The sequence below is a fragment of the Streptomyces sp. NBC_00448 genome, assembly GCF_036014115.1.
In the GTDB taxonomy this organism is placed as follows: Bacteria; Actinomycetota; Actinomycetes; order Streptomycetales; family Streptomycetaceae; genus Actinacidiphila.
In genome coordinates this window covers 7,996,443-8,021,628 of sequence record NZ_CP107913.1, presented here as the reverse complement: position 1 = coordinate 8,021,628, position 25,186 = coordinate 7,996,443, and the positions used below count along the sequence as shown (strand labels likewise).

Here is a 25,186-nt window from a genome sequence, read left to right as displayed (position 1 = left end):
CTCCTCACTACCTTCATCTCGTCACCACTCAACGGGGTGGCAGTGAACAGAAGTTGGCATCGGCTCCACCTGTTCCACGGGCTCCACACATTCCACCGGCTCCATCAGCTCCGCCCGTTTCCCTCCGCTCCACCCCGTTCACGCGCACCCCCGTTCCGCCTCCGCCCCACCAGTGCACGTGCGCCACGCGAAGTCCAGGCGCGCCATGGCATGGCTTGTCATGCTCTTGACATATTCGGCCATGGACGCCCTCGTCAGGCTTTCCCCCCATGGAGGGCAGTTCATTGCAGCTCAGTACCGGCCCGGTCAGACGGGTCTTCCGGCGCGCGACCATCGCGGCGGTCGCCGCGGGCGCGCTCCTGACCGGCGGCATGTACGCCGCCACCGCCGCCACCGCGGCTCCCGCCACCAGCACGACCTCCGCCGCCGCCCCCGCGGCGAGCGGCAACGGCACCGCGGCCGTCGGCCCCGCCGCCGGCAAGGACGCCCAGCACCTGTGCGCGACCCCCAGCAGCGGCCAGATGGCCTGTATGGCGCTGGCCCGTACCGACGTCGCGCACCACCTCGGCATCTCCCCGAACGCGACCCCGTCCGGCTACGGCCCCACCGACCTGACGAGCGCCTACGCCCTGCCGAGCGGTGGCTCCGGCCAGACGGTCGGCATCGTGGACGCCCAGGACGACCCGAACGCCGAGGCGGACCTGGCCACTTACCGCTCGCAGTACGGCCTGCCGGCCTGCACCACGGCCAACGGCTGCTTCAAGAAGGTCAACCAGACCGGCGGCACCAGCTACCCGACCGCCGACTCCGGCTGGGCCGGGGAGATCTCGCTCGACCTGGACATGGTCAGCGCGGTCTGCCCGCAGTGCCACATCCTGCTCGTCGAGGCGACCAGCGCGAGCATGAGCGACCTGGGCACCTCGGTCAACGAGGCGGTCACCCTCGGCGCGAAGTACGTCTCCAACAGCTACGGCGGCGGCGAGTCCTCCTCCGACTCCAGCTACGACTCGTCGTACTTCAACCACCCGGGCGTCGCCATCACCGTCAGTGCCGGTGACGAGGGCTACGGCGCGGAGTACCCGGCCGCCTCGAAGTACGTCACCGCGGTCGGCGGCACCGCGCTCAACCGCGCCAGCGGCACCACCCGCGGCTGGACGGAGTCCGTCTGGAACACCTCCAGCTCCGAGGGCACCGGCTCCGGCTGCTCGTCCTACGACGCCAAGCCCACCTGGCAGACCGACACCGGCTGCTCCAAGCGCACCATCTCCGACGTCTCCGCGGTCGCCGACCCGGCCACCGGCGTGGCCGTCTACGACTCCTACGGCGCCAGCGGCTGGCAGCAGTACGGCGGCACCAGCGCCTCGTCGCCGATCATCGCCTCGGTCTACGCCCTGGCCGGCGCCCCGGCCGCCGGCACCACCCCGGCGTCCTACCCGTACGCGCACACCGGCTCGCTCAACGACGTGACCAGCGGCTCCAACGGCAGCTGCAGCGGCAGCTACCTGTGCACCGCCGGCCCCGGCTACGACGGCCCGACCGGCCTCGGCACGCCCAACGGCACCGCTGCCTTCACCAACGGCGGCTCGACCGGCGGCAACACCGTGACGGTCACCAACCCGGGCAACCAGTCCACCCAGACCGGCACCGCGGCGAGCCTCCAGATCCAGGCCAGCGACTCCGCCTCCGGCCAGACCCTCAGCTACAGCGCGTCCGGCCTGCCGGCCGGCCTGTCGATCAACGCCTCCACCGGGTTGATCTCCGGCACCCCGACCACCGCGGGCACCTCCAGCGTCACGGTCACCGCCAAGGACGGCACCAACGCGTCCGGCTCGACGTCCTTCAGCTGGACCGTGAGCACCTCCGGCGGGGGCGGCGGCTGCACGGCCTCCCAGCTCCTCACCAACCCGGGCTTCGAGTCCGGCTCCACCGGCTGGACCTCGTCCTCCGGCGTGGTCGACAACAGCACCGACGCCCCGGCGCACTCGGGCTCCTACAAGGCGTGGTTCGACGGCTACGGCACGACCCACACCGACACGCTCTCCCAGTCGGTGACGATCCCCGCCACCTGCACCAGCGCCAGCCTGTCCTTCTACCTCTACATCAGCACGGACGAGACGGGCTCGACCGCCTACGACAAGTTCACCGTCGCGGCCGGTAGCAGCACGCTCGCCACGTACTCCAACGTCAACGCGACCAGCGGGTACGTCCTGAAGACGATCAACGTCTCCTCCCAGATCGGCAAGACCTTCACCCTCAAGTTCACCGGCTCGGAGGACTCCTCGCTCGCCACGTCGTTCCTGCTGGACGACACGGCGGTCAACGTGAGCTGATCCACCGCGCTCCGGCGCACCGAGACCACGTGGTCCGGGCCGCACATGAGGCGGCCCGGGCCACGTGACCACGTCCGGGGAACTGCGTCCGGGGTGGAGTGCGCCCCGGGCTCCCTCAGGTGGCCGCCGTCAGGTGCCGGCGCAGGCGGGTGGCGTCGCGGGCGGGCGGGAGGCCGTAGTGGCGGCGGTACTCGCGGTTGAACTGGGTGGCGCTGGCGTAGCCGACCTCCTCTGCGACCAGGACCGCGGTGGTGTCGCCCGTGATGAGGCGGCGACGGGCCTCCTGGAGCCGCAGGTGCTTCTGGAAGCGCAGCGGGCTCATGCCGGTGGCGGCCTTGAAGTGCCGGTGCAGCGTGGCGGGGCTCATATGGGCGACGGCGGCGATCGCCTCGACGGTGAGCGGCTCGCGGAAGTGCGTACAGATCCAGGAGGCCGCGGCGCGCACCCGGGAGGCGGCCGTGTCGGCCGGGGTCAGCCGGCGCAGCATCGGGCCGAGCGGGCTGCCGAGCAGCCGGTAGAGGATCTCCGCCTCGATCCTGGGGGCGAGCGCGCCGATGTCGTCGGGGGTGTCGAGCAGCCGCACCCAGCGGGTGACCGCGTCCACGATCTCCGGGGTCATCGGCGCGGAGATCTGCCCGTCCTGGCTCGCGGGCGCGAGCGGGCGCCGGTCCGCGCCCTCCAGTTCGAGCAGCAGGTCGGCGAGCACCCCTCCGTCCAGCCGCATCACCGCGGCCCGGTAGGGCAACTGCTCGAAGACGGCGGTGACCGGCAGGATCAGCGAGTTGAAGAACATCTCGCCGCGCCGGGTCCCCCAGCTCCGCTCGCCCGCGGTGGAGTGCTTGGCGCCCTCGGCGATGAAGCAGATCATCGGCACGTAGAGCAGGTCCGCCGGTGGGACGGGTGCGTCGAGGGCGACCACGGTCAGTCGTGGCACCGCGCTGTCGCACCACATGCCGTCGCTGTGCCGGGCGACGGCCGCCGCGAGCTGGTCCACCGTGGCGCTCCTTGCGATCCGGTTGAGAGTATCGGGCAATGATATGCGATCAGCGCCCCATGCCCCGGAGCGGCTGTCCTCTTAGCGTGGAGGCATGGCACACAGCAACGAGACCGGCCAGGACGACACGGCCGGCCGGAACCGGATGAACGGTACGAGCAAGACGAGCGGCACGAGTGCCGACGGCGGAGGCAGCACGGACAGTACGGGCGGGATCGGCGGGACCGGCGGGACCGGCGGGACCGGCGGCGGGGCGCTGCCGCGGCGCCGGCTCGGCACCCAGGGCCTGGAGGTCGGCGCGATCGGGCTGGGCACGATGGGCATGACGATGGCGTACGGCTCGGGCGACGAACCCGGCGGTGTCGCGACCATCCACCGGGCCCGGGAACTGGGCGTCACCTTCTTCGACACCGCCGAGTTGTACGGCATGGGGACCGGCAGCAACGAGCGCCTGCTCGGCCGCGCGGTACGGGACTTCCGCGACGAGGTGGTGATCGCCACCAAGTTCGGCTTCGACCTCACCGACCCGCAGCACGTCGGCACCAGGCTCGACAGCCGGCCCGCGCACATCCGCGAGGTGGCCGAGAACAGCCTGCGGCACCTGGGCACCGACCGGATCGACGTGCTGTACCAGCACCGTGTCGACCCCGACGTCCCGATCGAGGACGTGGCCGGCACCGTCGGCGAGCTGATCGCCGAGGGCAAGGTGCGCTTCTTCGGGCTCAGCGAGGCCGGCCCGGACGTCATCCGGCGCGCGCACGCGGTGCATCCGGTGTCGGTGCTCCAGACCGAGTACTCGCTCTTCGAGCGCGCCGTGGAGGCCGATGTGCTGCCGGTGGTACGCGAGTTGGGCATCGGCTTCGTGCCGTACTCGCCGCTGGGCCGCGGGTTCCTCACCGGTGCGGGCAAGCCGGCCGCGGAGTACCCCGCGGACGACATGCGCAGTTGGGACGACCGCTGGCAGCCGGGCAACTACGAGCGGAACGTGGCCGCCGTCCGCGAGTTGACCGCGCTCGCGGAGGGCAAGGGCATCACGGTGACGCAACTGGCGCTGGCCTGGCTGCTGGCGCAGGGCGAGGGCATCGTGCCGATCCCGGGCACCCGCAGCCCGCGGCGGCTGGCCGAGAACGTCTCGGCGGCACGGGTCGCCCTGTCGCCGCAGGACCTCGCCCGGGTCCGGGAGATCCTGCCGCGCGGCGCGGCCGGGTCGCGCTATCCGGAGGAGATGATGCCGTCCTGGTGAGGCAGCCCCGATGAGCGCGGCCGGCACGATCGCTGCCCGGGAGGACCGGGTGACCCGCTCCCGCTGACGCGTTCCCGGCGCCGGACGGCTCCCCCGCCGGCCGGCGCCCGGTGGCCCGCGTCAGTGCTCGGTGATGCGCCCCTCGGCCACCTCGATACGGCGGGTGGTGTGCACCGCCTCGAGCATCCGGCGGTCGTGGGTGACGAGCAGGAGCGTGCCCTCGTACGAGGCGAGCGCGGACTCCAGTTGCTCGATCGCGGGCAGGTCGAGGTGGTTGGTGGGCTCGTCGAGGACGAGGAGGTTGACGCCGCGGGCCTGGAGCAGGGCGAGCGCGGCGCGGGTGCGCTCGCCCGGGGAGAGGGTGGCGGCGGGGCGCAGCACGTGCGCGGCCTTCAGCCCGAACTTGGCCAGCAGGGTACGGATGTCGGCGGGGTCGAGGTCGGGCGCGGGCGCCCGGAACGCGTCGAGCAGCGTGTCGTCGCCGCGGAAGAGCCCGCGGGCCTGGTCGATCTCGCCGACCACCACCCCTGGGCCGAGGGCCGCGTGCCCCTCGTCCAGGGGCAGCCGGCCGAGGAGGGCGGCGAGCAGCGTGGACTTGCCGGAGCCGTTGGCGCCGGTGATCGCCACCCGGTCCGCCCAGTCGATCTGGAGGTCGACCGGCCCGAACCGGAAGGCGCCGCGCCGCACTTCGGCCTGCCGCAGGGTGGCGACCACGGCGCCGGAGCGGGGCGCGGCGGCGATCTCCATCCGCAGCTCCCACTCCTTGCGGGGCTCCTCGACGGTGTCCAGCCGCTCGATCATCCGGTCGGTCTGGCGGGCCTTGGCGGCCTGCTTCTCGCTGCTCTCCGTCCGGGCCTTGCGGGCGATCTTGTCGTTGTCGGGCTGCTTGCGGACGGCGTTGCGCAGGCCCTTGTCCATCCAGCCGCGCTGCATCCGGGCCCGGGCCTCCAGGCCCGCCTTGGTGTCGGCGTACTCCTCGTACTCCTCCCGGGCGTGCCGCCGGGCGATCTCGCGCTCCTCCAGGTAGGCCGCGTAGCCGCCGCCGTACGTGGTCACCTGCTGCTGGGCGAGGTCGAGTTCGACCACGCGGTTGACGGTGCGGGCCAGGAACTCGCGGTCGTGGCTGACCAGGACGGTGCCGGCGCGCAGGCCCGCGACGAACTTCTCCAGCCGCTCCAGCCCGTCCAGGTCGAGGTCGTTGGTGGGTTCGTCCAGCAGGAACACGTCGTAGCGGCTGAGCAGCAGCGAGGCCAGGCCGGCGCGGGCTGCCTGGCCGCCGGACAGCGCCCGCATCTGCTCGTCGAGGCCCACCCCGAGGCCGAGCGAGCCCGCGGCCTCCTCCGCCCGCTCGTCCAGGTCGGCGCCGCCGAGGTCCAGCCAGCGGTCCAGGCTCTCCGCGTACGCGTCGTCGGCGCCGGGCGCCTCGTCCACCAGGGCCTGGGTGGCCGCGTCCAGCGCGGCCTGCGCGGCCGCCACCCCGGTACGGCGGGCCAGGAAGGCCCGTACGGTCTCGCCTTCCCTGCGGTCCGGCTCCTGCGGCAGGTACCCGACGTTCCCGGTCGACGGCGACAGCCGCACCGAGCCCTCCTCGGCGGTGCCGAGCCCGGCGAGCAGCCGCAGCAGCGTGGACTTGCCGGCTCCGTTGGCTCCCACGAGGCCGACCACGTCGCCGCCGGCGACCACCAGGTCGAGCCCGCTGAACAGTGCCCGGTCGCCGTGCCCGGCGGCGAGGTTCTTCGCTACAAGTGTCGCGCTCATCAGGCCGGGGATCTTACCGTCTCCCCCCGGGCTCCCGCCGCTCCCTTACCCCCGCCGCGCCCCCGCGCCCGGCCCGGCCCTGCCGTGGTCGGGCTCGTCGGTGTCCGCCGGCGGCATGACGGGGGTGGGCGGGTCCGGTGGTGTGCCGGTGTCGGTCACGCGGACCCGTACCGTTTCCGCGCGGGCGGTCACGGTGACCTCGGTCGTGGTCGCCGTCCCGGCGTGGGCGAGCGACTGGCCCGTCTGCTCCCAGCGGCCCTCCCGCGCGCACTACGACGTCAGGGCCGGATCAGGTGCGGAGTGCGGCCGGCAGGTCGTGGAGGGTGCGCAGGACGTGGATGCCGTCGGCGGGCGGGGTGTCCGGGGCGCCGGGGTCGCGCCGCACCCAGTACGCCCGCAGGCCGGCGTCCCGGGCGCCGAGCGCGTCCACGGGGTAGTCGTCGCCGACGTACGCGACCTGGTGGGGCGGCACGCCCAGCTCTGCGCACCCGGCGCGGAAGATGCTCGCCGCGGGCTTGGCGGCGCCGTGCTCGTCGCAGCAGACGAACGCGCCGCCGAGGTAGGAGAGCAGCCCGACGCAGGACAGTTTGTGCCGCTGGGCCTCGGCGCCCGCGTTGGAGACGACCCCGAGGCGGTAGTGCGGCGCCAGCCGGCGGAGCACCGGCGCGGCGTCGTCGAAGGCCACCCCGAGCAGGTCGCGCCGCATCGCGTACCGCCCGTACCACGCCAAGGCGTCCTGGCCTGACAGCCCGGGACGGCCCAGGAACCGCCGCACCCGGACCTGTTGCTGCTCGTAAAGGCTCAACTCGCCCGCCAGAAAACGTCCGTACTCCTCCGCCGTCACCTCCCGCCAGCGCGCGAGCGCGTCCGCGGGAGACCGGAACCCGTCGAGCGGCTCCGCCGCGAGGTGGGCGAGCAACCCGGCCTCCTCCGACGCCGCGTAGTCGAACAGCGTGCCGTCCACGTCGAACAGCACCCCTCGAATCGCCACCCCTCGCCCCCTCTTCCCGGCCCTGAGCCTCGCCGCGGTCCGCCGCTGTCGGTACCTGCCCCTGGATTCCCCTGTGCACGCCGGCCGCGCGCCGGTCTTTCCCCGGAAGTAGCCGCTCCCGAAAGATGCATGCACGCTTGAATGTTTCGGGTGCCGCTGGCACCCTCGTGGAGCACCGTCCTGTCAGTTCCGTGGGCTTCGCTCGTCGAGGAGTGGCCGTGGCCGATCCGCAGGCAGTACGCGCCGTGTTGGAGGATCTCCGCGCGGAGGGTGACGCGCTGGACGGGCTGGTCGCCGGGCTCGGGGCGCGGGGGTGGGCTGCCGGCACGCCCGCGGAGGGGTGGACCGTGGCGCATCAGATCGCGCATCTGGCCTGGACGGACGGGCGGGCGCTGCTGGCGGTGCGGGACCCGGCGCAGTTCACAGGGGAACTGGGGCGCGGCGCGGTGGAGTTGGGCACGGCGGTGGCGGAGGGCGCCGCGGCGGGTGCGGCGGAGCCGTACGGGGAACTGCTGGCACGCTGGCGGGACGGGCGGGCGCTGCTGCTGGAGGTGCTGGCCGCGGCGCCGCCTGAGGCGCGGTTCCCCTGGTACGGGCCGCCGATGAGCACCGCGTCGGTGGCGACGGGACGGCTGATGGAGACGTGGGCGCACGGCGAGGACGTGGCGGACACCCTCGGGGTGCGGCGGGAGCCGACCGCGCGGCTGCGGCACGTCGCCCGGATCGCGGTGCGGGCGCGGGACTACGCCTTCTCGGTGCACGGGCTGACGCCGCCCGCGGAGCCGTTCCGCGTCGAACTGGCCGCTCCGGAAGGCGAGTTGTGGACGTATGGACCGCCGGACGCGGAGCAGCGGGTGACCGGTCCCGCGCTGGACTTCTGCCTGCTGGCGGTGCGGCGGCGGCACCGCGACGACACGGCGGTGCGCGCGCGGGGCGCGGACGCGGACGCGTGGCTGTCGGTGGCCCAGGCGTTCGCGGGGCCGCCCGGCAAGGGGCGGGCGCCGGCGGCGGACGGCGGTGCGGCATGAACGCGTTGCGGGGCGCCGACTTCGACGAGCGGCGGACGGTGATGCTGGAACGGCTGGCGGAGGTCGCGGCGGCGCATGAGGAGGCGCTGGCCGGCGGCGGCCCGAAGTACGTCGAACGGCATCGCCAGCGGGGCAAGCTGACCGCGCGGGAGCGGATCGAACTGCTGCTCGACCCGGACACGCCGTTCCTGGAGCTGTCACCGCTGGCGGGCTGGGGCAGCGACTTCACCACCGGCGCGTCGATCGTCACCGGAATCGGCGTGGTCGAGGGCGTGGAGTGCCTGGTGACCGCGAACGACCCGACCGTGCGCGGCGGTTCGAGCAATCCGTGGACGCTGCGCAAGGCGCTGCGGGCCAACGAGATCGCCTTCGCCAACCGGCTTCCGGTGATCAGCCTGGTGGAGTCGGGCGGCGCGGACCTGCCCAGCCAGAAGGAGATCTTCATCCCCGGCGGCGCCCTCTTCCGCGACCTGACCCGGCTGTCCGCGGCCGGCATCCCCACCGTCGCGGTGGTGTTCGGCAACTCCACGGCGGGCGGGGCATACGTACCGGGCATGTCCGACCACGTGATCATGGTCAAGGAGCGCTCCAAGGTGTTCCTCGGCGGGCCGCCGCTGGTGAAGATGGCCACCGGCGAGGAGAGCGACGACGAGTCGCTGGGCGGCGCCGACATGCATGCCCGCGTCTCCGGCCTCGCCGACTACTTCGCGCTGGACGAGCCGGACGCGCTGCGCACCGCCCGCCGGGTGGTGGCCCGGCTCAACTGGCGCAAGCAGGGCCCCGATCCGCGCCCGGACCCGCGCTCGCCGCTCTTCGACGAGGAGGACCTGCTCGGCATCGTGCCGGGCGACCTGCGCACCCCGTTCGACCCGCGCGAGGTGGTGGTCCGGGTGGTGGACGGCTCGGCGTTCGACGAGTTCAAGCCGCTGTACGGGCCGAGCCTGGCGACCGGTTGGGCCGAGGTGCACGGCTATCCGGTCGGCATCCTCGCCAACACCCAGGGGGTGCTGTTCAGCGCGGAGTCGCAGAAGGCCGCGCAGTTCATCCAGTTGGCGAACCAGCGGGACATCCCGCTGCTCTTCCTGCACAACACCACCGGCTACATGGTCGGCCGCGAGTACGAGCAGGGCGGCATCATCAAGCACGGCGCGATGATGATCAACGCGGTCTCCAACTCCCGGGTGCCGCACATCTCGGTGCTGATGGGCGCGAGTTACGGCGCCGGCCACTACGGCATGTGCGGCCGCGCCTACGACCCGCGCTTCCTCTTCTCCTGGCCGAGCGCGAAGTCCGCGGTCATGGGTCCCGCGCAGCTCGCCGGGGTGCTGTCCATCGTCGCCCGCCAGTCCGCCGCCGCCAAGGGCCGGGCGTACGACGAGGACGCCGACGCCGCGCTGCGGGCCATGGTCGAGCAGCAGATCGAGGCCGAGTCCCTGCCGATGTTCCTGTCCGGCCGCCTCTACGACGACGGCGTCATCGACCCGCGCGACACCCGCACCGTCCTGGCCCTGTGCCTGTCCGCCATCCACAACGCCCCGGTCGAGGGCGCGCGGGGCGGCTTCGGCGTCTTCCGGATGTGAGGAGCTGGACCCGATGAGCAACGAGCAGGAGCAGGCGCGTACGCAGGAGGGCCCGGCGCGGAAGGACCCGGCGCAGGGCCCGGCACCCGAGGGACGCGGGCCGATCCGGGTCGTCCTCGTGGCGAACCGGGGCGAGATCGCCCGCCGGGTGCTGCGCAGTTGCCGCGTGCTGGGCATCGGCACCGTGGCAGTCCACTCCGACCCGGACGCGGACGCGGCGCACGTACGGGAGGCGGACGGGGCGGTGCGGTTGCCCGGTGAGGCGGCCGCCGAGACCTACCTGCGCGGGGACGCGGTGGTCGCGGCGGCGCTGGCGGCGGGCGCGGACGCGGTGCACCCGGGGTACGGATTCCTGTCGGAGAGCGCGGAGTTCGCGGCGGCCGTGCAGGACGCGGGGCTGACCTGGATCGGGCCGTCGCCGCGGGCCGTGGCGGCGATGGGCTCGAAGACGCGGGCGAAGCAGTTGATGGCGGCGGCCGGGGTACCGCTGTTCGCGGCGCTCGACCCGGCCCGCGTCACCGCCGCCGATCTGCCGGTGCTGGTGAAGGCCGCGGCGGGCGGCGGCGGGCGCGGCATGCGCGTGGTCCGCGAACTCGGCTCGCTGGAGGAGGAGTTGACGGCCGCCCGGGCGGAGGCAGCGGCGTCCTTCGGCGACGGCGAGGTGTTCGTCGAGCCGTACGCCGAAGGTGCCCGGCACATCGAGGTGCAGGTGCTGGCCGACGCGCACGGCACCGTTTGGGTGCTGGGCGAGCGGGACTGCTCGGTGCAGCGCAGGCACCAGAAGGTGGTCGAGGAGACCCCGGCGCCCGGCCTGCCCGCGACCGTACGCGCCGCCCTGCACGACGCGGCGGACCGCGCGGCCCGCGCGATCGGCTACGAGGGCGCCGGCACCGTGGAGTTCCTGGTCGGCGCGGACGGACGGCCGTACTTCCTGGAGATGAACACCCGCCTCCAGGTGGAGCACCCGGTCACCGAGTGCGTCTTCGGCCTGGACCTGGTGGCCTGGCAGATCCGGATCACCGAGGGCGCCGCGCTGCCTCCGCAGCCGCCGCGGCCGCGCGGACACGCCGTCGAGGCGCGGTTGTACGCCGAGGACCCGGCGCGCGGCTGGCAACCGCAGGCGGGACCGGTGCACCGGCTCGAACTGCCTGACGTGGAAGCCGAGTTCACGCTTCCTCCGGGCCGCGACGCGGGGTTGCGGCTGGACTCCGGGGTGACCGGCGGCGACACGGTCGGCGTGCACTACGACCCGATGCTCGCCAAGGTCATCGCCTGGGCGCCGACCCGCGCCGAAGCCGTCCGCCGGCTGGCGAACGCCCTCGAACGCGCCCGCATCCACGGGCCTTTGACCAATCGTCACCTGCTGCTGGGCATCCTGCGCCATCCGGACTTCGCGGCCGCCCGGCTCGACACCGGCTTCCTGGAGCGGCGGTTGGCCGAGCTGACCGGGGAGCCCGGGCAGCCGGCAGGCGATCTGGAGCGGCTCGCCGCACTGGCCGCCGCGCTCGCCGACGCGGCCGGCCGTACGGCGCCGGCGCCCCCTCCCCCGGCCCGCCCCACCCCGGTCGCCGCCCTCCTCGGCGGCTGGCGCAACCTCCCCTCGCAGCCCCAGCTCAAGCGCTTTCGCGCCGAGCCGTCCGGCACCGAGCACGAGGTCCGCTACCGCCTGACCCGCGACGGCCTGACCGCCGAGGGCCACGACGACGTCGTGCTCGTGTCGGCCGCGCCGGACCGCGTGGTGCTCGAAGTCGGCGGTGTGCGGCGGGCGTTCGAGGTGGCCGCCTACGGCGACCGGGTCTTCATCGACACGCCCGCCGGCGGCGCCGCACTCACCGCGCTGCCCCGCTTCACCGACCCCGCCGAGCAGGTCGCACCGGGCTCGCTGCGGGCGCCGATGCCCGGCACCGTGGTCCGGCTGGGCCGCTTCACGCCGGGCGACCGGGTGGAGCGCGGGCAGCCGCTGCTGTGGCTGGAGGCGATGAAGATGGAGCACGTGGTCACCGCGCCCGCCGCCGGCACGCTCACCGAACTGACCGCCGCGGTGGGCCGCCAGGTCGAACCCGGCACCGTACTGGCCGTCGTCAAGGAGGACGGCGGCGCACCGGAGCAGGCACCGTGACCCGCGCCACCACCCACGTACCGGGAGGAACAGCGACCATGAGCACCGATGCGACCCCCTTCGACCGCGCACTGCTGGAGAGCGACGAGCGGCGCGCGCTGCGCTCGGCGGTGGGCGCGCTCGGCCGCCGCTACGGCCGGACGTACTTCACCGAGACCGTCCGCGCCGGCAAGCAGCCGGACGAGCTGTGGCAGGAGGCCGGCCGGCTCGGCTACCTCGGGGTGAACCTGCCCGAGGAGTACGGCGGCGGCGGCCGGGGGCTGGCCGAACTGTCCATCGTGCTGGAGGAGTTGGGCGCGGCCGGTAGCCCGCTGCTGCTGCTCGTGGTGTCACCGGCGATCTGCGGCACCGTGATCGCCCGGTTCGGCACGCGGGCGCAGAAGGAGCGCTGGCTGCCCGGGCTGGCCGACGGCTCGCTGCGGATGGCGTTCGGCATCACCGAGCCGGACGCGGGCTCCAACTCGCACCGGATCTCCACCACCGCGCGCCGCGACCCGGACACCGGCGGCTGGCTGCTGACCGGCCGCAAGGTCTTCATCTCGGGGGTGGACATCGCCGACGCCACCCTGATCGTCGGCCGCACCGCCGACGCCCGCACCGGAAAGCTGAAGCCGTGCCTGTTCATCGTCGAACGCGGCGCCCCCGGCTTCGAGTTCAAGCAGATCGAGATGGAACTGGCCGCGCCGGAGAAGCAGTTCCAGCTCTTCCTCGACGACGTGGCGCTGCCCGCCGACGCGCTGGTCGGCGACGAGGACGCCGGGCTGCTCCAACTCTTCGCCGGGCTCAACCCGGAGCGGGTGATGACCGCCGCGTTCTCCATCGGGATGGGCCGCTACGCCCTGTCGCAGGCGGTGGAGTACGCCCGTACCCGGCAGGTCTGGCAGGCCCCGATCGGCGCGCACCAGGCGATCGCCCACCCCCTCGCACAGGCCCATATCGAGCTGGAACTGGCCCGGTTGATGATGCAGAAGGCCGCCCATCTCTACGACGCGGGCGACGACATGGGCGCCGGCGAGGCCGCCAACATGGCCAAGTACGCTGCTGCGGAAGCCGGCGCGAAAGCCGTCGACCAGGCCGTACACACCCTGGGCGGCAACGGGTTGACGGCCGAGTACGGCCTCGCCACCCTGCTCGCCGCGTCCCGGGTGGGCCGCATCGCCCCGGTCAGCCGCGAGATGATCCTCAACTTCGTCTCGCACCACACGCTGGGCCTGCCCAAGTCCTACTGACAGGAGTCCGTACGTGGCAACAGCACCGCTGGTCCACCGGCACCTCGACCGGGGCATCGCCGTCCTCACCCTCGACTCCCCGCACAACCGCAACGCCCTGTCCGCCGACCTGCTCGACGGGCTGGCCGCGGAGGTGGAGCGGGCCGGCGAGGACGACGGCGTCCGCGCGGTGCTGCTCACCCACACCGGCACCACCTTCTGCTCCGGCGCCGACCTCAAGGACCGCCGGGTCCGGCAGGGACCGCGCCAACTGGCGGACCTGATGCGGCGGATGGCGGTCCTGAAGAAGCCGGTGGTGGCCCAGGTGCGCGGGCACGTCAGAGCGGGCGGGCTCGGGCTGCTGGCCGCCTGCGACATCGCGGTGGCGACCGCCGGCGCCGACTACGCCTTCACCGAGTCCCGACTCGGGCTCGCCCCCGCGGTGGCCTCGATGCCGGTGCTGGCCGCGGGCGACCAGCGCGCCCTGGCCCGCTACTTCCTCACCGGCGAGCGCTTCGACACCGCGGAGGCGATCAGGATCGGGCTGGTCACCGCGTGGGAGGACGCTCTCGACGGCATCCTCGCCGGCCTGCGCGCCGCCTCGCCGCAGGGCCTGGCCGCGACCAAGGAGCTGACCGCGGCGGCGCTGCTGAAGCGGCTGGGCGCCGACGCCCCGACGATGGCGCACCTCAGCCACCGGCTCTTCGAGTCCGCGGACGCCGCCGAGGGCATGCGGGCGTTCCTCGAACGACGGGACCCGCCATGGGCGTTGTGAGCGACAGGGCGGCCGCCGAACGCGAACCCGGCGAACACGAACCCACCGACCGCCAACCCGCCGACCGCCAACCCGCCGACCGCCAACCCGCCGACCGCGAGCCCAAGCAGGACCGGGCCCGCGCCACCCGGCAGCGCATCCTGTCCGCCGCGGTCGCCTGCCTCGCCGAACACGGCTGGTCCGGCAGCACCGTCGCCGTGGTGTGCGCCCGGGCCGGGGTGACCCGGGGCGCCGCCCAGCACCACTTCCGCACCCGCGAGGAGCTGTTCACCGCGGCCATCGCGCACATGGCCGAGGAGTGGCTGGCGGCCGTACGCGCCCGCGCCCGCGCGCTGCCCGGCAGCGGCCAGGACCGTACCTACGCCGTGGTGGACATGCTCGTCGCCGTACACACCGGGCCGCTCTTCCGCGCGGCGCTGCACCTGTGGGTGGCGGCCACCGACGAACCGGCGCTGCGGACCCGGGTGGCCGCGCTGGAGGCCCGGATCGGCCGGGAGGCGCACCGGCTCGCGGTGGAGTTCCTGGCCGCGGACGAGTCGGTGCCCGGGGTGCGGGAGGCCGTGCAGGCCACCTTGGACATGGCCCGCGGCCTGGGCCTGGCCAACCTGCTCAGCGACGACTCGGCGCGCCGGGCCGGGATCGTCCGGCAGTGGTCGCGGACGCTGGACGCGGTGCTGCGGCCCCCGGCGGCGTGAGACGGGCCGCCCGGCCGCGGCCCACCCGCCGGACCCGTCCCGTGGGGTACGGTCCCGCCGCGTTACGGGTCCCGTCGCTCCAAGGGCCCGCGTCAGTGCAGGGACGTGTCTGCGGGGCCGGTGGCCAGGCGGGTGAAGCGCACGGTCATCCCGTCCCGCTCCGGCGCGCAGCACAGCAGCCCGGCCCGCGCCTTGGCGTCCGGGTCGAGCCACGCCACCCGGATCGTCCGCCACGGCTCGTGCTCGCAGCGGGCCCGTACCGTCACCGCGTCGCCCGACCTGCTGACCCGGATCGTCACCTCGCGGCCCGCCCACTCCGGGACCGGGGCGAGCGACCAGTCGGAGGTGCCGTGGGTGACGACCGCGCCGAGCTGCGGCAGGCCGTCGGAGATCTCCACGCCCGCCTTGATCCAGGTCGAGGCGTCGACCCTGACCAGGGCGCCCGCCTGGTCGTACAGCTCGGTGAAGTCGGCGTGGAAGCCGACCTCCATGGCGGTGCCGGGCGGGAAGTCGGTGAGCAGGGCGTGGCCGTCGTCGTGCACGAAGCCGTAGCTCGTGGTGCGCCAGAAGTCGCTGCCCGAGCGGGCGGTGACCAGCAGGTCGGTGCCGTCGACCGCGACGTCCGCGGGCGGGTTGAGCCATTCTCCTTGCGACCAGGGCAGGTCACGCGGGACGGGGAGGGGCGAGGTCACGTATGTACCGCCGTTCTGAGCCGCAGAGTTGGTAGCCGAGCCAGATGTTGATCGCGAGCATAGGCGCGTTCGCGTCGTCGTTGGCAGTGGTGGCCTCGCGATAGCCCTTCGCGCGGGCCAGGTACAGGGACTGGGCCTTGGCGGCCTTCGCCAGGCCGCGGCCGCGGAAGGGGCGGCGGATTCCGGTGCCGCCGGACGCGTAGTGCCGCGCGCCGTCGGTCTGCGCGATGACCAGCCCGGCGACCTCGCCGTCCACCACCGCGACCGTGCTCAGATCGGCGTCGAAGTCCGGCCGGTCCCAGTTCAGGGCGCGCCAGTCCGCGTAGCTGAGGCGGTCGGCGGCGACGTCGCCCGGCTCGTCGCCGAAGCACTCCACATCCGTCTGCCACAGTGGCCGCGGGTCGCGCTCCCACGCGACGGCCGGCAGCAGCAGCACGCCGCGTGGCAGCCGCGGGCGGGCCGGCAGCGGGCCGCGGGGCGACAGGTCCAGGCGCAGGAACCGTGCCTCGCGGCCGGGGCGGTAGCCGTGCGCGGTGGCGAAGTTCTCGCACGCCGGGTCGGGGTGCGCCCACGCGAAGCACGCGGTCGCGCCGATCGCGTCCAGGTGCGTCTCGGCGGCGGCCAGCAGCGCCCGGCCGGTGCCGCGGCCGCGGTCGGCGGCGGCGACGTTGATGTTCACGAAGGCCGCGCCCGCGTCCTCGGCGTCGGCGAACAGCCCCGCCCGGGCGCACCCGACGATCCGCTCGCCGTCCACCGCGACCAGCAGCCGGCAGCGCTGCCTGGCCGGCATGGCCACCGCCTGCGCGTGCACGCTCCTGGGCGTGGTGACCTGGTACGGCTCCTCGGCGCGTAAGAGCGCGCACAGAGCGTGGGCGTCGGCGGGCTCGTAGTCCCTGATCGCCACCATGCTGCCGCACCCTACGCGGCCGGTACGGCCCGCCGCCCTGGTTTTCGGCACTCTCGTCGGGCCCGTACGGCCCGGAACGGGCCCGCTGGGTGGACCCTGGAAGGAGCAGGGGGTGGCACGCGCTTCAGGAGGCGAGCACCGTGCCCAGAAGCGGATACGAACCGATGCAGGCCCGCAGCGCGCTCCGGCTGCGCCTCACGTTCGCGTTGCTCGGGGTGGTGTGGGGCGTGGGCGCGGCGGTGGGGTTCGCGCTGGCGAACTTGCAGGGCTGGGCGGGGCTGTGCGCTTTCGTCGCGCTGGTCGCGGTGGGCGACGTCTTCGTCGTCCGCTACCGGATGCGGCAGGGCGCCCGCTATCAGCCCGGCCGGGACGAGCCGCCCAATCCGCCGGTCGACCCCGAGGAGTCGCCCGATCCGCCGGTCGAGAGGCCGGTCGAGACCCGCCACTCCCACGGGGCCACGCGGCGGTGAGCTTGGGCGGCGCGGTGCCGGATGTCCGGAGGCTTGGGTGCCCGGGGGCACGACGGGGCGGGGCCGTCCACGCTCGAAGGGCCCGGCACTGAGTGCCGGGCCCTTCGATTCGTAGCGGGGACAGGATTTGAACCTGCGACCTCTGGGTTATGAGCCCAGCGAGCTACCGAGCTGCTCCACCCCGCGTCGGTGAACACCACCTTACGGGGTGGATGCCCGGGCGCCAAATCCATTCCCCCCGGCGCGGTGCGGCGGGCACATGCGGACACGGTGAGTGGTGGACCGGATGCGGTGGGTCGCGTAGGCGGGCGGGCGCTCGGAAATGCCGAAGGGATCAGGGAACGACGAGTTGTCCACAGGCCCTTCGGCAGGCGGGAGGGGCCGCGGGTTAATCTCAGGGAGTCGAAGATCAGCGGGCCCGCGGCGCGGTCGCGGGAGTTGGCGAGCGGGATGAAGGAGGGCGTGATGGCCGGGGTGAACGCGAGTGCCGTGGCGGCGACCGGACTGATCGGGGGCTACGGAGTGGCCCGGTGGACCAAGCGGCGCGAGCTGGGCGGTGTGGCGCTGGCCGCGGCCGGCGTGGTGGCGGCGCGCGAGTGGCGTCGGAGCACCGGCGCGGTGCCGGCGGCGGCCCTCACGGGGGCTTATGTGGCGGCGTTCGCGGGTGCGCACCCGCTCGCGAAGAAGGTCGGCGCCTGGCCGGCCGTGTTCGCCGTGGCCGGGGGTATAGCCGCCGCGTCCTGGGCGGTCGCGGGGCGCGGCCGGTAGCAGCCGCGGGCCCCGCACTTCCCTGGCACCTCCCTGCGGGCGCGAACTCCTTTGCGGGCGTGGCGAGTTGCTCGGCGGACCCGTCGGGTCCGGGATGCGGCGGGGCGCGTGACCCGGAATCCGGTACGGGGTGCGGCTCGGCCTTCGGCCGGGGGTGCGGCTCGGGCTTCGGCCTTCTGGAGGTCGGCGGCGCCGACACCGTACGGTGACGGTGTACGGGCAGTCGGTCACGGCTGGGCGAACGTTCCGAGGGGGCTGGGCGTGTTGGTGGAACCGGAGATCGCGAAGTTGCTGTCGGCTCTGGCCGGCAAGGTCCTGAGCGATGCCTGGGACGCGGGGGTGAAACCGCGGCTCGCGGCGCTGCTCCGGTTGCGGGGCGGTGGCCAGGACGAGCAGGTGCTCGGCGACCTGGAGCAGGCGCGCGCGGCCGCCGCGACGAGCGCGCCCGACGAGGCACTCGGGCGCGTCGAAGACCTGCTGCGCTCGACACTCGGCACCCTCGCCGCCGAGCAGACGTCGCTGGCCGCCGAGATGCGGGAGTTGCTCGCGACGGCGACCGCCGCCCGGGCGCAGCCGCTCGCCCGTATCGCGGTCTCCGCCGTGGACGACTTCGAGAACCACGAGGAAGAGCTGCGGCAGATGGACGCCGCCTGGGAGGCGGGGCGCGGCAGTCCGGGACCGACGGTGCTGTTCGTGTACGGCCCGCGCGGCATCGGTCTGACCACACTCGTGCGGCAGTGGCTGCTCAGGCACCGCGACACCTTCAGCGCCGGTCCTGAACTGTCCGCGGTGCTGGCCAGGAGCGCCACCGGAGCGCTGCCCGATCCGGCGGCGGTCTTCGACGAGTGGTTCCGGCTGCTGCACGTGCCGAAGCAGGAGGTGCCGTCGGACCTCGCGGCGAAGATGGCCAAGTTCCACCAGGTCACCGCCGAGGGGCCGGTGTTCGTTCTGCTGGAGGATGTCGCGCTGGCCTCCCTGGCCAAGCACTTCCTGCCCGCCTCCTCTGAGGCCGTGGTGGTGGTCACCGGCAGGGAGTTGATGCGCAGCCTCGTCTCCGACGTGCACGCGAAGGCGTTCAAGGTCGGGCCGCTGCTGCCGGAGTACAGCCGGCGGCTGCTGATCAGCTCCGGTCGGCTCGCACCGTACGCCGCCTCGCACCGGGCGGAGATCGACACAGCGGTGCGCGTCTGCGAGGGCAACCCGCTGCTGGTGCGGATCGCGGGTGCGCAGATGCTCTTCGACCAGCCGTACGGCATCGGCGAGTTCGCCACCGCGCTGTCGGACCACCGTCCCGAGGTCCGGCTGGGGGCTTTCGACGTGGACGAGCGCAGCGGAGCCGAGATCTTCGACGCCGGGTACCAGGAGTTGGGCCGCCGCTCCCCCGAAGCGGCGCAGGTCTACCGCCTGTTGGGCCTGCACCCGACCGCGGAGTTCGACGAGGACGTGGTGGCGGCGATGGCGCCCGGCCTCGACGGCCGCACCCGCGCCAAGGCGATCCGGACGCTGCGGGACTCCAGCCTGATCGAGCGGATCGACGGCGGGATGTACCGCGTGATCAGCGGCCTGGTGCACACCCACGCGGCCGAGTGCGCCCGGGCCGATCTGCCGGGGCCGGAGCGCGAGGCGGCGCGGCGGCGCTGGGTCCGGCACTACGTGGACCTCGCGGAGCGTGTCGACGCCGGCCTGTCGCCGCGGTACCGGCACGATCCTTCGGGCGCGTACGCCGGATACCCGCCGGCCGACGAGGACACCCAGGACATCCTGGTCGAGGAGCTGGTCCGCCGCCGGCACATCCTCAAGGCCGCGGTGCGCGCCGCCTACGACGCGGGGACGTACGACGCGTGGTACTACGACGCGACCTGGCGCCTGGCCCAGGGCCTGTGGACGTTCTACCTGCGCTGCGGGTTCCACGGTGACTGGGTCGAGGTGTACGAACTGGCGTGCGGGGCCGCCCTGGAGGACCCGGTCCGCGGAAACCTCCTGGCGCTCGCCCGGATGCGGTACGGCCTCGGGTTCGCCTTCCTCGACCGGTTCGGTCCGGGTGATCCGGCCTCCGCCCGGGAGCAGTTCGAGGAGGCGCTCGAACTCTGCGACCCGGCGCTCGCCCGCCCGGAGACGTCCGCGCCGGACGCCGAGGGGTGGCGGCGCACCCGGTCCAGCGCGCTGGAGGGCCTGGGGAAGCTGGCCGACGGGCTCGGCCGGCCCGAGCAGGCGCTCGCGCACCTGGACGAGGCGCTGGCCGCGCTGGACGGCGTCGACCACCCGCGCGGCCGCGCCCTGATCGCCCTGCACCGCGGACCGGTGCTGACGAAGCTCGGGCGGTACGACGACGCCGCCGCCGTACTGGCCACGGCGGGTGCGGAGTTCCTGGCGCTGTCGCCGCCGGACTCGTTCAACGCGGCCAAGGCGAGCGCCCGTCTGGCCGAGGCGCTGCTGGCGGCGGGGCGTCCGGACCAGGCACTCGCCGCGTTCGACGAGGCCGTGGCGGGTCTGGGCCGGCCGCGGCACGGCTACCAGCGCGCCGGGGTCCTGCTCGCCCGGGGCGACCTGCTGCTCGCGCGCGGCGAGGCGCGGCGGGCCCGCGCGGACTGGAGCGACGCGGCAGCGCTGTTGCGCGCGGCCAACAGCGACCGGGTCGAGCAGGCGCGGCGGCGCCTGGCGGAGCACCCGGACCCGGAGCCCGATCAGGACCTGGACCTGGACCAGGGCCCGGACATGGGCCCGGATCAGGTCGCGGACCCGGATCGGGCTTCCGCGGGAAGCGGTTCAGAGGGCGGTGACCACGAGTAGCGCGGGCTCGGCGTCGGCGCCGATGGTGACCCGCACCCGCAGGGGCGGGCGGCCGGCGCCGGGGCCGTACGGCGGACGCGGACCGCTCAGCAGCCGTTCGTGCACGACGGAGGCCGCGATCGCCGGGGAGACCCACCAGGGGCGCGGCCCCGACCACGTCGCGCGCACCCGCGTGCCGCTGCCCGGCAGCAGGGCCACGCACCCGTCGTCCCGTTCCTCCGTGGCGATCAGCGCGCACCCCGGATACCGCGCGACCGCTTCGGCGCCGGCGGCAGCGCGCTCCGCAGGCACCGGACCGCCGCGCGGACGCGCGGGCACCAGCAGGACGTCGGCGGATCGGGGCCACTGCGTGTCGGGGTCGTCGATGTCCGCGACGAGCTGGGCGCCCGCCAAGTGGCCTTCCTGGCTGGGGCGTTGAAGAGCAGCGTGGTAGCGGCGCACGGTGACCGCGTCGCCGTCCGTGCCGACCGTCACGTACATGGGCGCCACGACGGGGGAGCGCCGCGCCCCGGGCGGTCCGGCCGCGGGTTCGCCGGGCGCCGCCGGCACGGGCACGGCGCGGGCGGCGGCCGGCGTGGCGGGCTCGGGCAGTCCGAGCCGCTGGTAGAACAGCGCGCGCAGCAGCGCGGCGGCCTGCCCCGGACGTGAGGTGACCAGGGAGCGCAGGTGCGGCAGTTCGGGGTCCGCGGCCTGCCGGCGGGCGGCGTCGTCGAGTTGGGGCAGGAGCGGGCGGTGCGCGGAGAGCCGGGGCACCGCCCGGGCGAGCAGCGCCATCGGCGAGCCGGGCGCCGCCTTGTCCGTCGCGAAGGAGCCGAGGACGGTGGGCAGGCCGAGCGACACGCCGTACTGCGTCACCGATCCGCCGTCCCCGCACAGCGCGTCCGCGGCGACCAGCGCGGCCTTCCACGTCTGCGTGTCGGGGCGCGGCAGCATCAACCCGCAGGCGAGCAACGGGGCGAGCCAGGTGTGCAGTTGCCACGCGCCGTGCCCGTAGTACGCGTTCGGGTGGACGGCGGCGAGCACGCGGTACTCGTCGGCCGGCAGCTCCGCGAGCGCGCGCCGCAGGGCGTCACGTCCGGGGTCGGCGGCGTCCAGCACCGAGTCCCTGCCCCACGTGGACGAGACCACGACGAGCTTCTGACCGCGCCGGACGCCCAGCGCGTGGCGGTAGTCCGGCCGGAACGGAGCGCTCGCCGCCAGCTCGTCGAAGCACGGGTCGCCGGCCACCAGGCTCAGGGGCACGGCGTCGGGGCAGCTCACGGCGAGCCGCGCGCGCTGCTCCTCGTGCGACAGCACGATGGCCGACGGCACCACGCGGCCGTCGTGCATCAGCCATTCCTCGGTGAGCCCGAACGCCTCCCGGCTGCCGCCGAGCAGCTTGTTGTAGCCGGCCCCGTGCGGCGTGCCGATCAGGGGCGCGTGCAGGTTGTACAGGTCCCCACCGCGGCTGGTGGCGATCGCCAGGTCGAACTTGCGCTGCTTCGCCTCGCTCCAGGCCAGCACGAGCGCGCCGCGCGCCTGGAGCAGTTCGAGCGTTCCGTTGTCCAGGGCCGACGAGCCGGTGCAGGTGAAGACGGTCTCGACCCGGCGGTCGCCCTCGAAGAGTGTGAGCAGGTCGAGCAGGCGGGTCGCCGAGGTGACGTTGTGCGCGACGGCGAGGACGGTCCGCTCGGCGAACACGCTCCGCCAGCGCTCGGCGTCCTCGGCCAACGGCAGCGGCACCCGTCGCCCCGCACCCTGCACCGCGCTCGTCCCCTCTCGCCTTCTCGCCTCTCGACCGCCCGCCGCGCACGGCCTGCCGCGCCCGGCCGTCGTACGGTACGGCCCGCTGTCATACCGCGACCCGCCGTACCGCGCGGCCGCCCAGGCCGACGATACGCGAGCACGGGTTCGGCCAGGGCGGCGCGACGCGACATCGGCGGCGCGATCGGGCGGGGCGCGGTGGGGTGCGGTCAGGCGGCCGCGGCCCCGGTCCCGCCGGCGTGCGGGTCGACGGCTGCCGCCCACCTCATGGGCTCTCCTCCCGCGGACGACGGTGGGGAATCGGCGAGGCGGCTCAACGCGCCACCGTCCGAAGGCTGTTCGCGGCCGGCGGGCGTTCCGGCTGCTCGCCCGTCTCGGAGGTGATGATGTCCCTGCTCCTGATCAGCACGAGCGCGCAGACCGCGCCGACGCACGCCACGACCCCGGTGATGACCAGCAGGTCGTCGAGGCCGGCGGCGAAGCCGTCCCGGATCGCGGCGGCCAGCACTCCGCGTTGCTGGGGACGGGCCCCCGCGATCACCTTGCCGGTGTCGCCCTGCCGCACGCTGGCGGCGATCTGCCCGCCGTGCCCGCGCAGGCCGGGCACCCCGGCGAGCCGGTGGTCGAGGTTGCGGTGCAGCGACGAGGACAGTACGGAGGCGAGCACGGCGACGCTGGTGGCGATGCCGACCTGCCGGAAGGTCGAGTTCACCCCGGAGGCGGTGCCGGAGCGGTCGGGGGTGACCACGCCGATGGCGGTCGCCGCCAGCGGCGGGTTGACGAGCCCGGCGCCCACACCGGCGACGACGAAGCCGGGGACGAGGTGGGTCCAGGAACTGTCGCCGTGCAGGCCCGCCATGAGGAACAGGCCGATGCCGACCAGCGCGAGACCGGGTCCGATCAGCAGCCGGATCGGGACGCGTTCGCTGAGCCGCCCGGCGACCGCGGCCGCGACCAGCAGCGCTCCGGTGATGATCAGCAGCCGCAGGCCCGCGCCGAGCGAGCTGTAGCCGAGCACGTCCTGGAGGTAGATCACCAGGTACAGGAACATCGCGAACAGCGAGGCGTTCATGGTGAAGGCGGCGATCGAACCGCCGACGAACGTCGGCGTCCGGAACAGCGACAGGTCGAACATCGGGTGCGCGACACGGCTCTCCACGATCACGAAGGCGACCAGCAGCACCGCGCCGGCCGTGAGGCAGGCGACGACCGCGGTGTCGCCCCAGGAGTTCTCGCTGGCCCGGATCAGCCCGTAGACGAGACCGACCAGGCCGCCGGTGAGCAGGCCGAACCCGGTCCAGTCCGGCCGGGCCACCCGCGGCGCCCGCGACTCCTCGACCTTGCCCAGCGTGACGACCAGGGCGAGCGCGCCGACCGGGATGTTCACCAGGAAGATCCACCGCCAGCTCAGGCCGTTGGTGAGGGCGCCGCCCAGGATCGGGCCCAGCGCGACGGCGGCGCCGGTGACCGCGCCCCACACGCTGAAGGCCACGGCCCGCTCCGAGCGCGGAAAGCCGTGCGCCAGCAGCGCCAGCGAGGTGGAGTACATCATCGCCCCGCCGACGCCCTGGCCGCAGCGGGAGACGATGAGCATCAGCGGCGACTGGGCCAGGCCGCACAGCACCGAGCCGACGGTGAAGACGCCCAGCCCGAACGCGAAGAGCCGGCGGCGCCCGTAGCGATCGGCGAGCGAGCCGGTGGTGAGCAGCAGGGCGGCCAGGGTGAGCGCGTAAGCGTCCACCACCCACTGGACCTCGGCGAAGCCGGCGCCGAGCGAGCCCTGGATCTCGGGCAGCGCGACGACCACGATCGTCACGTCGAGCAGCAGCATGAACGAGCCGGCGCACACGGCCAGCAACGTCCACCATTTCCTGTCCATCACATGTCCTCTCATCGGCGGCGCACCGCGGGGAAAGCGGCTTCCGGCCGGGTGAGGACATGCTCGGCCGACGTGTTCGCGCCGACCAGGAAACCGGCCGTTCGTGACGGATCTCGACAGCGGTAGGCTCAGTTCCGTGGAAATCGCCACGCTGGACACCGTGGACCGGCAGATCCTGCACGCGCTGGTGGTGGAGCCGCGGATCGCGTTCCGGACGCTGGCCGAGCTGGTCGGGGTCTCGGACCAGACCGCGGCACGCCGCTACCGCCGGCTGCGCGAGTCGGCCGGCCTGCGCGTCCTGGGCCGGGTGAACGGCGAGCGGGTCGGCTGGACCGACTGGCTCGTCCGGCTGCGGTGCACCCCGGGCTCGACGGGGGCGATCGCCGCCGCGCTGACCCGGCGGGTGGACACCCGGTGGGTGCAACTGGCCTCGGGCGGCACCGAGGTGGTCTGCGTGGTCCAGGCGCGCACCGCCGAGCAGCGCGACGCGCTCTTCCTCGAAGGCATCCCCAACAGCCGCCGGGTGGTGCACATCTCGGCCCACTCGCTGCTGCGCACCTTCTCCTCGCCCACCTGGCCGGTGTTCACCTCGGCCCTGACCGACGCCCAACTCGACCGGCTGCCCCCGCCGATCGCGCGCGAGCAGGACGACACCGTACTGGCCCTCGACGCCGACGACGAGGAACTGCTGTCCCATCTCGCGCACGACGGGCGGACCAGCACCGCCCAACTGGCCGCGGCCACCGGCTGGCACGAGTCGTCGGTACGCCGCCGCATCAGCGGCCTGTGCGACTCCGGGGTGCTCTACTTCGACCTCGACCTCGACGAGCACGCCCTCGGCATGACCAGCAACTCGCTGCTGTGGATCTCGGCCCGGCCCGACCGGCTCGACGAGACCGCGCGGGCCGTCGCCCGCCACCCCGAGGCGCCGTTCGTCGCCGCGGTCACCGGCAGCAGCAACCTGGTGGCCAACGTCGTCTGCCGCAACGAACGCCACCTGTACGACTACCTCAGCGGCACCCTCGGCCGGCTGCCGGGCATCCGCGCGATCGAGGCCGCTCCGCTGATCCGTACGGTCAAGCGCGCCGGGTCGGTGCTCCGCCCGAACGCCACCTGACCGTAGCCGCGATCCCGGCTACGGTCACGCGAACCCGCCGGGTCACACGCGTCCGGTGGTCGTACGAACCCGGCGGCCACGCACGTCCACCGTTCACGC

19 protein-coding genes and 1 tRNA gene are annotated in these 25,186 nt (G+C 74.1%); 12 read left to right on the top strand and 8 right to left on the bottom strand.

The features are described 5' to 3' along the window. The first annotated feature begins 269 nt into the window (after positions 1–269). Positions 270–2,330 carry a putative Ig domain-containing protein gene (locus OG370_RS34635; RefSeq protein ID WP_443060803.1) on the top strand — a complete coding sequence of 687 codons (2,061 nt, stop codon included), beginning with the start codon at positions 270–272 and terminating at the stop codon, positions 2,328–2,330. A 115-nt stretch (positions 2,331–2,445) separates the two neighbouring features. Here the strand turns inward: OG370_RS34635 and OG370_RS34630 are convergent, their stop codons facing one another. Continuing rightward, positions 2,446–3,324, bottom strand: coding sequence for an AraC family transcriptional regulator (locus tag OG370_RS34630; protein ID WP_328471294.1), 879 nt, complete (start codon positions 3,322–3,324; stop codon positions 2,446–2,448). Between the two features lie 256 nt (positions 3,325–3,580). On the opposite strand from OG370_RS34630, the gene OG370_RS34625 reads away from it, so the two are divergent. Beyond that, positions 3,581–4,567: an aldo/keto reductase gene (locus OG370_RS34625; RefSeq protein WP_328474705.1), complete on the top strand. Its 987-nt coding sequence runs from the start codon at positions 3,581–3,583 to the stop codon at positions 4,565–4,567. A 120-nt stretch (positions 4,568–4,687) separates the two neighbouring features. Here the strand turns inward: OG370_RS34625 and OG370_RS34620 are convergent, their stop codons facing one another. After that, the gene (locus tag OG370_RS34620; protein WP_328471292.1) at positions 4,688–6,325 is read right to left on the bottom strand and encodes an ABC-F family ATP-binding cassette domain-containing protein; all 1,638 of its coding nucleotides are present in this window, start codon (positions 6,323–6,325) and stop codon (positions 4,688–4,690) included. Between the two features lie 289 nt (positions 6,326–6,614). After that, on the bottom strand, positions 6,615–7,316 hold the full coding sequence (locus tag OG370_RS34615) for an HAD family hydrolase (RefSeq protein ID WP_328471290.1): 702 nt from the start codon (positions 7,314–7,316) through the stop codon (positions 6,615–6,617). A gap of 218 nt (positions 7,317–7,534) precedes the next feature. Between OG370_RS34615 and OG370_RS34610 the strand changes: the two genes are divergently transcribed. From OG370_RS34610 to OG370_RS34585, 6 genes are read left to right on the top strand one after another with little or no spacing between them, the layout of a single operon-like run. Further along, a complete protein-coding gene (locus OG370_RS34610) occupies positions 7,535–8,344 on the top strand; it encodes a TIGR03084 family metal-binding protein (RefSeq protein WP_328471288.1) in 810 nt (269 codons plus the stop codon). Next, on the top strand, positions 8,341–9,924 hold the full coding sequence (locus OG370_RS34605; RefSeq protein ID WP_328471286.1) for an acyl-CoA carboxylase subunit beta: 1,584 nt from the start codon (positions 8,341–8,343) through the stop codon (positions 9,922–9,924). Before OG370_RS34610 ends, OG370_RS34605 begins: the two co-directional genes overlap by 4 nt. A 13-nt stretch (positions 9,925–9,937) precedes the next feature. Further along, the gene (locus OG370_RS34600) at positions 9,938–12,043 is read left to right on the top strand and encodes an acetyl/propionyl/methylcrotonyl-CoA carboxylase subunit alpha (protein ID WP_328471284.1); all 2,106 of its coding nucleotides are present in this window, start codon (positions 9,938–9,940) and stop codon (positions 12,041–12,043) included. 38 nt (positions 12,044–12,081) lie between these two features. Continuing rightward, positions 12,082–13,272 carry an acyl-CoA dehydrogenase family protein gene (locus OG370_RS34595; RefSeq protein ID WP_328471281.1) on the top strand — a complete coding sequence of 397 codons (1,191 nt, stop codon included), beginning with the start codon at positions 12,082–12,084 and terminating at the stop codon, positions 13,270–13,272. Between the two features lie 13 nt (positions 13,273–13,285). Beyond that, positions 13,286–14,026 carry an enoyl-CoA hydratase family protein gene (locus tag OG370_RS34590; RefSeq protein ID WP_328471279.1) on the top strand — a complete coding sequence of 247 codons (741 nt, stop codon included), beginning with the start codon at positions 13,286–13,288 and terminating at the stop codon, positions 14,024–14,026. Next, positions 14,023–14,721 carry a TetR/AcrR family transcriptional regulator gene (locus OG370_RS34585; protein WP_328471277.1) on the top strand — a complete coding sequence of 233 codons (699 nt, stop codon included), beginning with the start codon at positions 14,023–14,025 and terminating at the stop codon, positions 14,719–14,721. The genes OG370_RS34590 and OG370_RS34585 overlap by 4 nt, the downstream gene beginning before the upstream one ends. A gap of 92 nt (positions 14,722–14,813) precedes the next feature. On the opposite strand, the gene OG370_RS34580 is transcribed toward OG370_RS34585, so the two are convergent. Further along, positions 14,814–15,413 carry a DUF1349 domain-containing protein gene (locus OG370_RS34580; protein ID WP_443060802.1) on the bottom strand — a complete coding sequence of 200 codons (600 nt, stop codon included), beginning with the start codon at positions 15,411–15,413 and terminating at the stop codon, positions 14,814–14,816. Next, positions 15,385–16,320 carry a GNAT family N-acetyltransferase gene (locus tag OG370_RS34575; RefSeq protein ID WP_328471275.1) on the bottom strand — a complete coding sequence of 312 codons (936 nt, stop codon included), beginning with the start codon at positions 16,318–16,320 and terminating at the stop codon, positions 15,385–15,387. Before OG370_RS34575 ends, OG370_RS34580 begins: the two co-directional genes overlap by 29 nt. 140 nt (positions 16,321–16,460) lie before the next feature. Here OG370_RS34575 and OG370_RS34570 point away from each other — a divergent pair, with 140 nt between their 5' ends. Next, complete coding sequence (locus OG370_RS34570) at positions 16,461–16,790, top strand: DUF6343 family protein (RefSeq protein WP_328471273.1); 330 nt, start codon at positions 16,461–16,463, stop codon at positions 16,788–16,790. 112 nt (positions 16,791–16,902) lie between these two features. Here OG370_RS34570 and OG370_RS34565 read toward each other — a convergent pair. Next, positions 16,903–16,976, bottom strand: a tRNA-Met gene (locus tag OG370_RS34565). Between the two features lie 279 nt (positions 16,977–17,255). Here OG370_RS34565 and OG370_RS34560 point away from each other — a divergent pair. Next, the gene (locus OG370_RS34560; RefSeq protein ID WP_328471271.1) at positions 17,256–17,558 is read left to right on the top strand and encodes a hypothetical protein; all 303 of its coding nucleotides are present in this window, start codon (positions 17,256–17,258) and stop codon (positions 17,556–17,558) included. A gap of 261 nt (positions 17,559–17,819) precedes the next feature. Further along, entirely contained in the window at positions 17,820–20,348 is a 2,529-nt protein-coding gene (locus OG370_RS34555) for a hypothetical protein (RefSeq protein ID WP_328471269.1), read from the top strand. Here OG370_RS34555 and OG370_RS34550 read toward each other — a convergent pair. Then, positions 20,325–22,070 carry a hypothetical protein gene (locus OG370_RS34550; protein WP_328471267.1) on the bottom strand — a complete coding sequence of 582 codons (1,746 nt, stop codon included), beginning with the start codon at positions 22,068–22,070 and terminating at the stop codon, positions 20,325–20,327. The two genes, OG370_RS34555 and OG370_RS34550, sit on opposite strands and share 24 nt — an antisense overlap. A 334-nt stretch (positions 22,071–22,404) precedes the next feature. Further along, positions 22,405–23,970, bottom strand: a complete 1,566-nt coding sequence (locus OG370_RS34545) for an MFS transporter (protein WP_328471265.1) — start codon at positions 23,968–23,970, stop codon at positions 22,405–22,407. A 136-nt stretch (positions 23,971–24,106) separates the two neighbouring features. Here OG370_RS34545 and OG370_RS34540 point away from each other — a divergent pair, with 136 nt between their 5' ends. Beyond that, positions 24,107–25,087: an Lrp/AsnC family transcriptional regulator gene (locus tag OG370_RS34540; RefSeq protein WP_328471263.1), complete on the top strand. Its 981-nt coding sequence runs from the start codon at positions 24,107–24,109 to the stop codon at positions 25,085–25,087. Positions 25,088–25,186: the final 99 nt, after the last annotated feature.